Below are 13,155 nucleotides of genomic sequence, written 5' to 3' on the forward strand. Positions count from 1 at the left end.
GCGGATCGCGGCAGGTAGTGCACGGCCGGACGCGTGCAGCCGCTCGCAAAACAAAGAGCACCAACGGATTGGCGTTCAGTCTTGAGCGCAATCCGCTGTAGCCTGCCCCATGGCCCGGGCGTCCCCGGCGCCCCGGCCGAGGGAGAGAGTCATGCCCAACGCCGTCCGCGAGCAGCACCCCTATCTCGACCTCTTCGCCTTCGCCCTGGTGCCCTATGCCAAGCACGGGCCGGACCACAGCAAGGACCCGCCCACGCCGCGCATGCTGCCGCTGACCGGCGGCTCGCCGGAATCGCAGCGGGTGCTGGACCTGCTGCTCGGCGCCGACCGCGACATCCGCGACGACCATGCCCGGGCCGCCGGCATCAACCTGGAATTGGCCGAGACCCGCATCCGGCTGGCCATCAGCCATGGCGACCGGTCACCGCGGCTGGAGAGCGCGCTGAAATGCATCGCCCTGGCGCGGGAGGAAGTGGCGCGCGGCGACACGCGCCGGGCCTGCGCCGCGCTGGCCGATGCGATCAAGGCGGCAACGCCTGCCGGGCCGGGCCGGGCCCCGTAACGGCGGGGAACAGGCGCCAACCCGGCGGCGTTCCTCCCCGGCGTGCCTGTCGCCTTGCGGTGGCGGGGACGCCGAACGGCAAGGAGGACCGCACATGTCCCGCAAGAATCACGCGCCCGGCGCCGGCGGTGGCAAGGAGAAGGGCCGCTCGGCCGGCGACCAGCAGACCGGCGGCGTGACCGGCGGCAAGCTCGGCGGCACCAACCCGCTCCGCTACCACGACGATGTCAGCGGCCGTCGCGGCGAGGCCGGGCAGGCCGGCGGCGGGACGCCGCAGGAGACGGAGCGCGTGCAGGACGACAAGGACCGGTCCGGCCGGCCCTGAGGCAGGCGGGGCGACGGCATCCCTGCGGTCGCCCGATGCCCAGGACGTCACTCCCCGCGAGGGAGGTCGGGGGCCCGACGGGGGCACCGGCCCTGGGGAGAGGGGAGAGGCGAGGGGACGGCATCCGTCCACCCGCCCGATGCCCAGGGTTGCTCCCTCCCGGAGCGGCCCTCCGCAGGCTGGCGCTACAGCGGAGTGCGTCCATGTCGGAACGCCCATCCGCGAGGGCCCTTTGGTCTTCGAGCAGGTTCACGCTGCCGGGCCATCACGCCCGTCCGCGATCCGCCCTGGCGCCGTACGGGTCCATGATCGGGGCCTTGGGTAGTCAGGCGCCCCGGATGGGGCGACCCGCAAGGCTTGGCCCATGCCGGCCGCCGAAGGTCCAGGCCTCCTGCGGCGGGCCCGCGGGCGTTCAGCCGCCCACCGGCCCGCCCGCGCCCCGCACCAGCCCGATCAGCGTGGTGCGCGGCGGCACGCCGGGCTGGAATTCCGGCCAGCGCGTCGCCGGCCGCTCGAAGCTCGTCCCCGGCTCGGCGCCAGGGTGGCGCACCGCGGTGAACAGCACCTCCCCATCCGGGGTCAGCGCCGCCCCGCCGATCGAGGCGGCCCGCGGCGCGCCATAGATCGGCAGCGGCACGCCGCGCCCCGGCCCGTCCAGGTCGCAGACATAGAGCCCCTCCGCCTGCGGCCCCACCCGGCCGCCGCGATCCGTGCCGATCCAGGCCCGCCCGCGCGCATCCACCGTGACGGTGTCCGGGTTCTCCGGCCAGGCGCTGCCGGGCGGCAGGCCGGCGCGGCCGTAGCGCGCCTCCGGGCTGCGCGGGTCACCGGCGGCGAAGAGGAGGGCGGCGCGCGCGGTCTCCGCGCCGTCATCGCCGTCCGCCGCCGTCAGTTCGATCACATGGCCGGCCGGTCGCGCCGGGCTGCCATGGCAGGCCAGCAGCAGCCGCGGCCGGGTGGGGTCGAGGCCGAGGCCGGAGGGCGTGTCGAGCGGGCTGCCGCCCGCCTGCTGTGCGGCCGCCACCGGGTCCGGTGCCCCGCCCGGCAGCGGCACCCAGAGGCAGCGGTCATCCTCCAGCCGGGCGACCGAGAGGGTGCCGGCATCCAGCGCCTCATCCGTGGCCGGCCCGGCGGAGAGGAAGCGGAAGAGGAAGCCGCCCACCCGCCGATCCGTGAGATAGACCACCGCCCGCCCGTCGCGGGAGAGCGTCGCCGCCACATCGCCATGCGCGAAGCGGCCGAGCGCGGTGCGCTTCACCGGCACGGATTGCGGATCGAAGGGATTCAGCTCCACCACCCAGCCGAAGCCTGCCGGATTGGCGAAGCGCGGATCGACCCGGCCGAGGCGGGCCAGCCAGGGCGCCGGGTCGCCCTCCGCCAGCAGCAGCGTGCCCCAGGGGGTGACGCTGCCGCCCATGGGGCCCAGCAGGCCCTGGACGCTGCCGGAGGCGGCCGGGCCGGAGATGCGGCAGAGCGTGCCGCCGCCGAGCCGGCGGCTCTGATAGCCGCCATCCACCACCACCCAGCCGCCGCCGCGCTTCTCCAGGTTCAGCAGCGAGGCGCCCTGCATCCCCGCCGCCGCGGCGGGCTGGTCCCGACCGCCGGGAAAGGCGAAGGCGGGGTCGACCCTCGGGTGCACCACCGCGAGGACGGCGCGCGGGACGCCGTCCGCCGCCTGCTGCTGCGGCACGGCGATGCCGGCCAGGCGGGCATCCCAGCCGAATTGCGCGGCCGCGCCCTCCGGGTCGGGCCGGCGCGGGTTCCAGGCCGGCGCGTCATAGGTGACGCGGTCGCCCCAGCGGACCAGCACGTCCCGCCGGTAGCCGCGCGCCACCGTATCATCCTGCTTCACCGGCAGGGCCAGCGCGTCGAGCTCATGCCGGCGGACCTGCGCCCGGGCCAGAGCCGGCGCGGCCAGCAGCGGCGCGGCGAACAGCGCGCGACGCGCGATCATGCGCCCTGCCCCGCGCGTCCGGACTGCGGCGCGAACCCGATCATGCTGTCATCCCTGGCAAACCAGCGCCGAGTCTGCCACCGCTCCCCCGCCGCCGTCCATCTGCTGCGCCGCGACAAAAGCCCGCGCCGCCGGGGGAGACTTGGGCTGCGGCGCAAACCCTGGCTAGACTGCGCCATCCCGCACAGAAGGCCAGGCCGATGACCCCGCCCCGCAACTCCACCGCCGCCCGCGATATCGCCTATGCGCTGCATCCCTACACGGATCACAAGGCGCATCTGAAGACCGGCCCGCTGGTGATCAACCGCGGCCAGGGCGTGCGGGTCTATGACGACCAGGGCAAGGACTACATCGAGAGCGTCGCCGGCCTCTGGTGCGCCAGCCTCGGCTTCGACAACGAAAGGCTGGTGCGGGCTGCGACGGAGCAGATGAAGAAGCTCCCCTACTACCACGCCTTCACCGGCAAGTCGCACGAGCCGATGGTCGATCTGGCGGAGATGCTGATCGAGCGCGCCCCCGCGCCGATGAGCAAGGTCTTCTTCGCCAACAGCGGGTCGGAGGCGAATGACAGCGTCATCAAGATCCTCTGGTACATGCACAACGCCATCGGCAAGCCGGAGAAGAAGAAAATCATCTCGCGGCTGAAGGGCTATCACGGCATCACCCTCGCCAGCGCCTCCCTCACCGGCCTGCCGGCGAACCACAAGCTGTTCGACCTGCCGCTGCCGGGCTTCATCCATGTCTCCACGCCGCACCACTACCACGGCGCCAATCCCGGCGAGTCGGAGGAGGATTACGCCACCCGCCTGGCCGAGGAGCTGGAGGCGGTGATCCTGCGCGAGGGGCCGGAAACCGTCGCGGCCTTCTATGCCGAGCCCTTCATGGGCGCGGGCGGCGTCATCATCCCGCCCGCCACCTATTTCGAGAAGGTGCAGGCCGTGCTGCGCCGGCACGACATCCTGTTCTGCGTCGACGAGGTGATCGCCGGCTTCTTCCGCACCGGCAATTACTGGGGCAGCCAGACCTTCAACATCCAGCCGGACATCCTGGTCTGCGCCAAGGCGCTCTCGGCCGCCTACATGCCGATCTCGGCCGTGCTGGTGAATGAGCGGGTCTTCCAGGGCATCGCGGAGGGCTCCTCCACCGTCGGCACCTGGGGCCATGGCTTCACCTATTCCGGCCATCCGGTGCCGGCGGCGGTCGCGATCGAGACGCTGAAGATCTATGACGAGATGGACATGCTCTCCCATGTCCGGAAGGTCGGCCCCTACATGCAGGCGCAGCTTCGCGAGCGCTTTGCCGACCACCCGCTGGTGGGCGAGGTGCGCGGCGTCGGCCTGGTGGCCGCCCTCGAGCTGGTCGAGGACAAGGCGAGCGCGAAGAATTTCGACCCGGCGAAGAAGGTGGGGCCGCGGCTGACCAAGTTCGGCGAGAAGCACGGCGTGATCATGCGGGCCATGGTGAATGACAGCCTGGGCTTCTCCCCGCCGCTGATCATCACCGAGTCGGAGATCGACGAGATGCTGGACCGCGTCGGCCGCGCGCTGGACGAGCTGGCGGTCGAGCTGCGGCGGGAATCGATCACCCCGGTTTGACGAGGCGGGCCGCGGCGGTCCAGAGGGGCGGCGCGCGGGGCCCTGCCCCGCCCCGCCCCCAAGGAGCGTGACGCGGCCGCCGATGCAGATCTCCCCCACTCTCGCGGCGTCGCGTGGCGGCGCGCCGAGCCTGCCGCTCGCGGTCGCGCTCGCCATCGCGCCGGCTGCCGGCGTGCTGCAATCCAAGGCGCTGGCGCCGATCGCCACCCTGGCCCTGCTGCTCTGCGTGCTGGCGCACCGGCGCCGGCACGGCACCTGGCCCTGGCCGCGCGGCGCGGCGGCCTGGGTGGCGCTGGGCTTGTTCGGTTGGGCCGCCCTGACGGCGCTCTGGGCGCCGGAGCCGCTCAGGGCGCTCGGCACCTCGCTGCAGATCGGCGGCTTCGTCGCGCTGGGTGCGGCGGCCGCCTGTGCGGTGGCCGCGGATACCGAGACGGCAAAGCGCCGGCTGGTCCTGGCCGCGTCCGCCGGGCTGGCCGCCGGCCTGGCGCTGGCAGCAGCGGATGCCGCAACCGGCAATGCCGTGCGCGCCGCGGTGCGCGGGCTGCGGGAGGTGCCGCCGACCCTGATCTTCGGCCTGAAGCCGGCGGCCTCCGCCATGGCGCTCTGGCTGCCGCTGCTGGCGACGGTGCCGGGCCTGCCGCGCGGGCTGCGCGCGCTGGCGCTGGCCGCCGGGGCCCTGGTGCTGGTGCTGCTGCCGGGGGAGACGCCGAAGATCGCCGTGGCGGCGGCCGGCATCGCGGGCGGCCTGGCGCTGCTGGCGCCACGCTGGACGCCGCGGCTGCTGGGCGCCGGGCTGGCACTGTCGATCCTCGCCATGCCGGTGGTGTTGGGGGCGGTGCTGGATCGCGGGCTGCCGGCTGACCGCCTCGCGCCCTCGGCGGCGCACCGGCTGCTGATCTGGGATTTCGTGACCGACCGGATCGCGGAGCGACCGGTTCTGGGCTGGGGCATGGAGGCGAGCCGGACGATCCCCGGGCATCGCGACCCGCCCTCGGCCGAGGCGCTGGCCCGCTTGCATCTGACCGGGCCGGATACACCCGCCTGGTTGCCGGCCGCCGGGCTGCTGCCGCTGCACCCGCATAATGGCGCATTGCAACTCTGGCTGGAGCTTGGCCTGCCCGGCGCCCTGGCGGGCGCGGCACTCGCCCTGCTGCTCGGCCTGGCGGTCGCGCGCCTGGCACGGCCGGCCGTGGCGACCGCGGTGCTCGCCGCCGGCGCGGTCACGGCAATGCTGAGCTTCGGCACCTGGCAGGAATGGTGGGTGGGGGCGGAGCTGATGGCCCTGGCGGCCGTCGCGGGGTTGCCGGAAACGACGTCATGAACCTCGCACGAGGTTTTTCCTGTCAACGGAACGCAATCCCGCCGGGGGCAGGCAAGGCCGCTGCCGAGGTGCCGATCAGGTGGCGGTCGATTCCGGCGCGCCGGGTGGGGCCACGACGTGCGCGAGCGGGGCGGCAGCCCGCGCCTCCGGTCGGGCGATGCGGTCCTCCTGGCCGATCCGCCGCCGCGCCATGCCGGTCTCCGTCGCCTGCATGAGCAGCGGTTCAGCCCATGCGCGGCACGTCCAGACCAAATCCGCCAGGCGGTGCCGTCAGCCCCCTGTCGGCGGCGGCGGCCCCTGCCCGGCCCGCTCGCGCGGGATGCGCGCGCCGCGCGCCTTCATGTCCCGCAGCGCCAGATAGGCCATGGCCGCCATCACCGCATCGTTCAGCGCGTCATGCGCCGCGAGCGGCGGGATGCCGAGATCCCGCAGCACGCTGTCGAAGCGCAGGTCGAAGGCCGTGCCCGGCGGCGCGTTGCCGTACTTCCGCTCGTAATAGAGCGCGCTGACCTCGATCTGCGGGTTGGGCAGCTTCACCTCGATCAGGTCCATCGCATACTTGTCCAGCATGCGGACATCGAAATCGATGTAGTAGCCGACGAGCGGGCGGCCGCCGATGAAGTGCAGCAGGGCCGGCAGGACCTTGCGCATCGGCAGGGCGTCGGCGATGTCGCGCTGACGGAGGCGGTGCACCTTGATCGACTCCGCCCCCGGCTGGTGGTCCTCCGGCCGGACGATGGCCTCGAAACGCTCGCTGGTCAGGATGCGGTTGCCGCGGATGCGCACGGCGGCGACCGCGACGATGTCGTCGCGCCTGGGATCGAGGCCGGTGGTCTCGCAGTCGAGCGCCACCGCCTCGTCCGGCGGCCCGGGTTCGAAGAGGAATTTGTAGGAGTGGTCCCCCAGCGACGCCCTGTAGAAGAGCCGCCAGAGCGCGCCGCGGTGCATTCTTATGCCTCAATTGCCGGCTTGGCTCCGCGCCACTGGGCGCGGGCCGCAGAAGCGGCCTCAGCCTGCTGCGCAGGCTGCATGCCTTGTGCCTCAGTTGCCGGCGTCGGCGCCGCCGGCCTGGCTGCGCGCCACCGGGCGCGGGCCGCAGAAGCGGCTTCGGCCTGCCGCGCAGGCTGCATGCCCTCTGCCTCCACCGCCGGCGGCGCCGCGGGTGCCCTGGCTGCGCGGGCCTTGCACCGCGTCATCCGAAGGCCGCCAGGTTGAAGCGGCTGCGGATCATCTCGCGGAACTGCCGGACGATGCGCAGCGCGTCGCGCAGGATGTCGCGGTCGGCGGCCGAGAGACCGGCGGGATGCACCAGCGCTTCCTGTTCCAGCGCGCCGCGGCGCACCGCCTCGAGCTGCGCCCGCAACCGGTACTCCATGAAGACCCGCAGCGCCGAGAGCAGCTCCCGTCCGAAATCATGGCTGAAGGCGCCGGCCTCGGTCAGCGCCTCGATCCGTCCGGCGGTTGAGGTGGCGAGGATGCCGCGGTCCATCGCCATGGCGCGCATGCCATGCACGATCGGGAAGATGCCGGCCTTCTTGATGTCGATGGCGTCCGAGGCGACGCCGACCCGCTCCATCAGCGTCGAGAGCACGCCGAGGGCAGGCGTCTCGAAACTCTCGACCAGGTTGGCGAAGCGCGCGATCAGGGCGCGCTCGCCGCGCATCATGCCGGCCATGGCGGATTTCGCCTCGGCCAGCAGGGCGGTCCTGCCGGTGACGCCGACGGCATCGAAGAAGATCGCCAGGTTCATCGCCGCCTCCGGCGTCCGGTCCATGATCCAGAGGCGGAGCTGGCGGACCAGCCCGTCCAGCGGCTGGGACCAGAGCGGGTTGCGGACCATGACATTGCCCGGGCAGTCCGGGAAGCCGAAGCGGGCCAGGGCGCCCGAGAAAGCCTCGCGAAACCCGGCCAGCTCGGCCTCCGGCACCGGCCCGTCCAGCAGCAGGCCATTGTCCTGGTCGGTCCGGACGGTCTGCTCGCCGCGGCCCTCGCTGCCCATGATCATCAGGCAGCCATGCTGGCGGATTGCGGGCGGAGCCAGCAGCTCGAACAGCTTCACGAAAAGGCGGCGGTTGAGGTCGGAGGTGATTTCGGCGATCTGCTCCACCTTCACGCCCTGGCGGTGCAGCCGCTCGACCTGGCCCTGGATGTCCTGCGCCGGCGCGGCAAGGTCCTCGACGCTGCGGGCGCGGTCGATCCGGCCGGGGATGAGCTGCGAATTGCCGGCGACCAGGCCCAGGATGTGGATGTCCTCGAGGAAGCCGGTGTATTCGCCCGCGGTTCGCACGGCGACACGGCGCTTGTCATGCCGGGTCATCAGCAGAAGCGCCTCGAAGATGAAATCCTCGGCATCCACCTCCACGACCTCGTAGTGGCAGACCTCGCGGACCGGGGCATCGAGCGGCAGGCCGCGCAGCAGCACGGCCTTCGCCAGGTTCATGCCGGTGACGACGCCGATCCGCCCGTCCTCCCGCACATAGGCGGCATTGATGTTGGCATCCTGCATGCGGGCCGCCGCCTCGGTCAGCGTGGCATGGCCATCGAGGAAGACGGCCGGGCCGCGGCTGGCCTCCCGCACCCGGGCACGGAGCACGCTCTCCACACTCTCCGCCCGGTGCGCGCGGGCGAAGGCGTCGAGCTTGGCCGAGACCTCGGAATAGAAGAAGGCGGCGAAGCCCGGGTTGCGGGCGATCAGGTCCAGCACCAGCGCGCGGGGAATGAGGTAGCAGAGCGTCTCCTCGGCCGCGACGAAATCCTCGCCGGCCGCGCCATGCACCACCGCCCGGCTGTCGAAGCTGTCCCTGGGGCCGAGCACGGCGTTGAGGGTGCCGTTGTCGCGGACCTCGACCGAGCCCTTGATGATGACATGGAGGTGTTCGGCCTTCTGGCCGGGGGTCAGCACCGCCTCGCCGGGCCGGAGATAGCCGATATCGAGGGCGGCGCGGAGTTCGCCGATCTCCTGCTGCGTCAGCCGGTCGAAGGGCGGGTTGCTGGCATCGAAGGCGCTGGGCATTCAGCCGAACTCACACCGGGCCAGGCCAGGTCCCGGCCTGGCGGGTTTGCGGCACTGCCGCGAAGGTCCGGGGAGGGCGCTGCGGCCCCCATCGCCCTGGCACGATGGGGGCCCGCATCCCTCCCCGGGGTCCGGGTCAGTGGATATGCGCGGAGGCGGCGCCGATCCCGGTCTCCGACCGCACATACTGTGCGTCGTAGGAGGCGACCTCGTCCTTCGCCCGCTGGCTGGCATCCATCCTGGAGAAGGCCCAGATGCCGACGAAGGCGATGGTCATGGAGAAGAGGGCCGGGTTGTCATAGGGGAAGAGCGCCTGGCTGAAGCCGAGGGTCTGCACCCAGACCGCCTTGGACAGCACCACCATGATCACCGCCGAGATCAGGCCGAGGAAGCCGCCCACCATGGCACCGCGGGTCGTGCAGCCCTTCCACATCGTGCTCATCAGCAGGACGGGGAAGTTGCAGGAGGCGGCGACGGCGAAGGCCAGGCCGACCATGAAGGCGACGTTCTGGTTCTCGAAGATGTAGCCGAGGATGATCGAGACGATGCCGATCACGACCGCCGACATCTTCGAGATGTTGACCTCCTTCTGCTCGTTCGCACGGCCCCTGGCGATGACCTCGGCATAGAGGTCGTGGCTGACGGCCGAGGCGCCGGCGAGTGTCAGGCCGGCGACCACCGCGAGGATGGTGGCGAAGGCGACGGCCGAGATGAAGCCGAGGAAGAGGCTGCCGCCCACCGCGTTGGAGAGGTGCACCGCCGCCATGTTGGTGCCGCCCAGCAGGCCGGTCACCTGGTTGATCACGCCGCCCGCGCCGGCCGTGTAGTAGCTCGGGTCGCTCATCAGGAAGGTGATGGCGCCGAAGCCGATGATGAAGGTCAGGATGTAGAAATAGGCAATGAAGCCGGTGGCATAGAACACGGATTTCCGTGCCGCCTGGGCGTCGGACACCGTGAAGAAGCGCATCAGGATGTGCGGCAGGCCGGCCGTGCCGAACATCAGCGCAAGGCCGAGGGAGATGGCCGAGATCGGGTCGGAGACCATGCCGCCCGGCGCCATGATGTCGTCGCCCTTCGGGTGGATCCGCACGGCCTCGGCGAACATCGCCTCCGGGCTGAAGCCGAAATGCAGCATGACCATGAAGGCCATGAAGGTCGCGCCGCCAAGCAGCAGGCAGGCCTTGATGATCTGCACCCAGGTGGTCGCCTTCATGCCGCCGAAGGCGACATAGACGATCATCAGCGCACCGACGATGACCACGGCATAGAGGTATTCCAGGCCGAAGAGCAGCTGGATCAGCTTGCCCGCGCCGACCATCTGGGCGATCAGGTAGAAGGCGACGACGACCAGCGTGCCCGTCGCGGACAGGATGCGGATCTGCGTCTGGTCCAGGCGGAAGGAGGCGACGTCGGCGAAGGTGAACTTGCCGAGGTTGCGCAAGCGCTCCGCGATCAGGAACAGCACGATCGGCCAGCCGACCAGGAAGCCGATGGAGTAGATCAGCCCGTCGAAGCCGGTGGCGAAGACCAGGCCCGAGATGCCGAGGAAGGAGGCCGCCGACATGTAGTCGCCGGCGATGGCGAGGCCGTTCTGGAAACCGGTGATGCCGCCGCCCGCCGCATAGAAATCAGCTGCCGACTTGGAGGAGGCGGCGGCGCGGTAGGTGATGAAAAGGGTGCCGACGACGAAGAGGAAGAACATGGCGATGGCGGCGATGTTCAGCCCTTGCCGGTCCACCGCGCCTTCCATGGCAGGGGCGGCCCAGGACACCGCATAGGTCGCCGTCGCGCCGAGCAGGGCCGCGGCGAGGGGGAGGTAGAGCAGCCGCCGCATCACGAGATTTCCTTCCGGAGGTCGTTCGTCAATTCGTCGAAGCGGCTATTGGCCCGCTGGACATAGATGCCCGTCAGCGCGAAGGCCGAGACGATCACGACCAGCCCGAGCACGATGCCGAGCGAGGTCACGCCCCCGCCAACCTTCATCGCCATCAGGTCGCGCGCGAAGGCGACCAGCAGGATGAAGCCGAGATAGATCGCCAGCATGAGGGCGGCGAGGGTCCAGGCGAAGCCGGACCGGGTCCGCACAAGCTCCTGAAATTTCGGATTCCGTAAAATCCGCTCCTGTTCAGCTGAAACCACCGCAGTCACCTCCCTGTTCGGCATGGCGGGTATATCGTAGGCTATGCTCGCCAGAGCGCGCCGGCCGTTGATCCAGCGCAAGGCGCCGCAGGCACGCCTCGCCTACCGGCCGGGCGGAGGGGACGCCAGACCGCCTTTGGTCGGGCAGGCCTCGTGACGCTGCCGCAGCGGCTTGTCGCCCGGACCGGGCCTTGCCAGTTTGCGGGCGCCGAAGAACGCGGGAGGCTCAGAATGCAGGCCAGAACCGGCTCCAGCACCTATGACGCGACCTATGCCGCCTGGCAGCGCGACCCGGAGGGGTACTGGGCGGAGGTCGCAGCGGGGATCGACTGGGACCGCGCGCCGGAGCGCATCTTCGACCCCGCCTCCGGCCCCTATGGCCGCTGGTTCCCCGATGCCCGGCTGAACACCTGCCACAACGCGGTGGACCGCCATGTCGCGGCCGGCCGGGGCGGGCAGCCCGCCATCATCTGGGACAGCCCGATGACCGGCCGGTGCGAGACCATCACCTACAACGCCCTGCTCGGTCGCGTCGCCAGGCTGGCGGGCGCCCTGGCGGCACGTGGCGTCACGGCCGGCGACCGGGTGGTGATCTACATGCCGATGGTGCCGGAAGCGGCCATCGCCATGCTGGCCTGCGCCCGGCTCGGCGCCGTGCATTCCGTGGTCTTCGGCGGCTTCGCCGCGGCGGAACTCGCCGCGCGCATCGCCGATGCCAGGCCGAAGGTGATCCTCGCCGCCTCCTGCGGGCTCGAGCCCGGGCGGGTGGTCGCCTACAAGCCGCTGCTCGACGCCGCCATCGCCCTTTCGCCGCACAAGCCGGATGCCGTGCTGGTCTGGCAGCGGGAACAGGCGCCGGCGGAACTCGTCGCCGGCCGCGATGAGGACTGGGCGGCAGCGGAAGCGGCCGCCGCGCCGGCGGGCTGCGTTCCCGTCGCCGCGACCGATCCGCTCTACATCCTCTACACCAGCGGCACGACCGGCAAGCCGAAGGGCGTGGTGCGCGACAATGGCGGCCATGCCGTGGCGCTGCGCAACTCGATGGCGATGCTCTACGGCATCGGGCCGGGCGATGTCATGTTCACCGCCTCCGATGTCGGCTGGGTGGTGGGGCATTCCTACATCGTCTATGCGCCGCTGCTGACCGGCGCGACGACCGTCCTGTTCGAAGGCAAGCCCGTGGGCACGCCGGATGCCGGCACCTTCTGGCGGGTCTGCGCGCAGCACGGCGTGAAGGCGATGTTCACCGCGCCCACCGCCATCCGCGCCATCAAGCGCGACGACCCCGAGGGCAGGCTGCTGGCGCAGCATGACCTCTCGAAGCTGGAAGCCCTGTTCCTGGCCGGTGAGCGCTGCGATCCGCCCACCGCCGAATGGTGCGCGGCGATGCTGCGGAAGCCGGTGATCGACCACTGGTGGCAGACCGAGACGGGCTGGTGCATCACCGGCAATTTCCGCGGCCTCGGCCTCTTCCCCGCGCGCTACGGCAGCGGCGGCAAGCCAGCGCCCGGCTATGACGTGGCGGCGCTGGACGAGGCGGGGCATCGCCTGCCGCGCGGCCAGAGCGGGACGCTCGCCATCAGGCTGCCGCTGCCGCCGGGCTGCCTGCCGACGCTCTGGCAGGCCGATGACCGGTTCCGCGAATCCTACCTCGCTACCTTCCCCGGCTGGTACAACACCTCCGATGCCGGTGTGGTGGACGAGGAAGGCTATGTCTCCGTCATGGCCCGCACCGACGACATCATCAACGTCGCCGGCCACCGCCTGAGCACGGGCGCGATGGAAGAGGTGCTGGCCAGCCACCCCGATGTCGCGGAATGCGCCGTGGTCGGGGTGAAGGACAGCCTGAAGGGCCAGGTGCCGCTCGGCCTCGTCGTGCTGAAATCCGGCGTGGCGAAGGAGGAAGCGGCCATCTGCAGGGAACTGGTCGGGCTGGTGCGCGACCGGATCGGGCCTGTCGCCGCCTTCAAGGACGCCAAGGTGGTGCCGCGCCTGCCCAAGACCCGCAGCGGCAAGATCCTGCGCGCGACCCTGCGCAAGATCGCCGATGGCGAGGACTATGTGGTGCCGCCCACCATCGACGACCCGGCGATCCTGGGCGAGATGGAAGGCACGCTCAAGGGCGTGGTGCGGTAGCGCAACGCGCCGGAGGCCGCGCGCCCGAGCGCGCGCCTCCCCGCGAGAAGGCGAGGGAGCGCCGCGGCCTGGGGTTCGGCGATGAACGCGGCCGCGGCAGCCGCAGCATC

Annotated in this window: 11 protein-coding genes; 5 read left to right on the forward strand and 6 right to left on the reverse strand. The window is 71.5% G+C overall.

All coding sequences use genetic code 11. The features are described 5' to 3' along the window. The first annotated feature begins 151 nt into the window (after positions 1–151). Positions 152–562 carry a hypothetical protein gene (locus LHA35_RS01365; RefSeq protein WP_226603548.1) on the forward strand — a complete coding sequence of 137 codons (411 nt, stop codon included), beginning with the start codon at positions 152–154 and terminating at the stop codon, positions 560–562. A gap of 94 nt (positions 563–656) precedes the next feature. Further along, positions 657–887 carry a hypothetical protein gene (locus LHA35_RS01370; RefSeq protein WP_226603549.1) on the forward strand — a complete coding sequence of 77 codons (231 nt, stop codon included), beginning with the start codon at positions 657–659 and terminating at the stop codon, positions 885–887. Positions 888–1,299: 412 nt separating this feature from the next. Here LHA35_RS01370 and LHA35_RS01375 read toward each other — a convergent pair whose 3' ends face one another. After that, complete coding sequence (locus LHA35_RS01375) at positions 1,300–2,841, reverse strand: PhoX family protein (RefSeq protein ID WP_226603550.1); 1,542 nt, start codon at positions 2,839–2,841, stop codon at positions 1,300–1,302. A gap of 200 nt (positions 2,842–3,041) precedes the next feature. On the opposite strand from LHA35_RS01375, the gene LHA35_RS01380 reads away from it, so the two are divergent. Next, positions 3,042–4,436 carry an aspartate aminotransferase family protein gene (locus LHA35_RS01380; RefSeq protein WP_226603551.1) on the forward strand — a complete coding sequence of 465 codons (1,395 nt, stop codon included), beginning with the start codon at positions 3,042–3,044 and terminating at the stop codon, positions 4,434–4,436. Between the two features lie 82 nt (positions 4,437–4,518). Continuing rightward, positions 4,519–5,757 carry an O-antigen ligase family protein gene (locus LHA35_RS01385; protein WP_226603552.1) on the forward strand — a complete coding sequence of 413 codons (1,239 nt, stop codon included), beginning with the start codon at positions 4,519–4,521 and terminating at the stop codon, positions 5,755–5,757. Positions 5,758–5,832: 75 nt separating this feature from the next. Here LHA35_RS01385 and LHA35_RS01390 read toward each other — a convergent pair whose 3' ends face one another. The 5 genes from LHA35_RS01390 to LHA35_RS01410 all read right to left on the reverse strand — a co-directional run bounded on the left by LHA35_RS01390 (position 5,833) and on the right by LHA35_RS01410 (position 10,933). After that, positions 5,833–5,970: a hypothetical protein gene (locus tag LHA35_RS01390; RefSeq protein ID WP_226603553.1), complete on the reverse strand. Its 138-nt coding sequence runs from the start codon at positions 5,968–5,970 to the stop codon at positions 5,833–5,835. Positions 5,971–6,027: 57 nt separating this feature from the next. Continuing rightward, positions 6,028–6,705 carry a 3'-5' exonuclease gene (locus tag LHA35_RS01395; RefSeq protein ID WP_226603555.1) on the reverse strand — a complete coding sequence of 226 codons (678 nt, stop codon included), beginning with the start codon at positions 6,703–6,705 and terminating at the stop codon, positions 6,028–6,030. A 244-nt stretch (positions 6,706–6,949) separates the two neighbouring features. Next, the gene (locus tag LHA35_RS01400) at positions 6,950–8,770 is read right to left on the reverse strand and encodes a DUF294 nucleotidyltransferase-like domain-containing protein (protein ID WP_226603558.1); all 1,821 of its coding nucleotides are present in this window, start codon (positions 8,768–8,770) and stop codon (positions 6,950–6,952) included. Positions 8,771–8,906: 136 nt separating this feature from the next. Further along, entirely contained in the window at positions 8,907–10,604 is a 1,698-nt protein-coding gene (locus tag LHA35_RS01405) for a cation acetate symporter (RefSeq protein ID WP_226603560.1), read from the reverse strand. Next, complete coding sequence (locus LHA35_RS01410; RefSeq protein WP_226603562.1) at positions 10,604–10,933, reverse strand: DUF485 domain-containing protein; 330 nt, start codon at positions 10,931–10,933, stop codon at positions 10,604–10,606. Before LHA35_RS01410 ends, LHA35_RS01405 begins: the two co-directional genes overlap by 1 nt. Positions 10,934–11,140: 207 nt before the next feature. On the opposite strand from LHA35_RS01410, the gene LHA35_RS01415 reads away from it, so the two are divergent. Continuing rightward, on the forward strand, positions 11,141–13,045 hold the full coding sequence (locus tag LHA35_RS01415; protein WP_226603563.1) for an AMP-binding protein: 1,905 nt from the start codon (positions 11,141–11,143) through the stop codon (positions 13,043–13,045). The last annotated feature ends 110 nt before the right edge of the window (positions 13,046–13,155 follow it).

The organism is Roseicella aerolata (assembly GCF_020523605.1).
GTDB classification, from domain to species: domain Bacteria; phylum Pseudomonadota; class Alphaproteobacteria; order Acetobacterales; family Acetobacteraceae; genus Paracraurococcus; species Paracraurococcus aerolatus.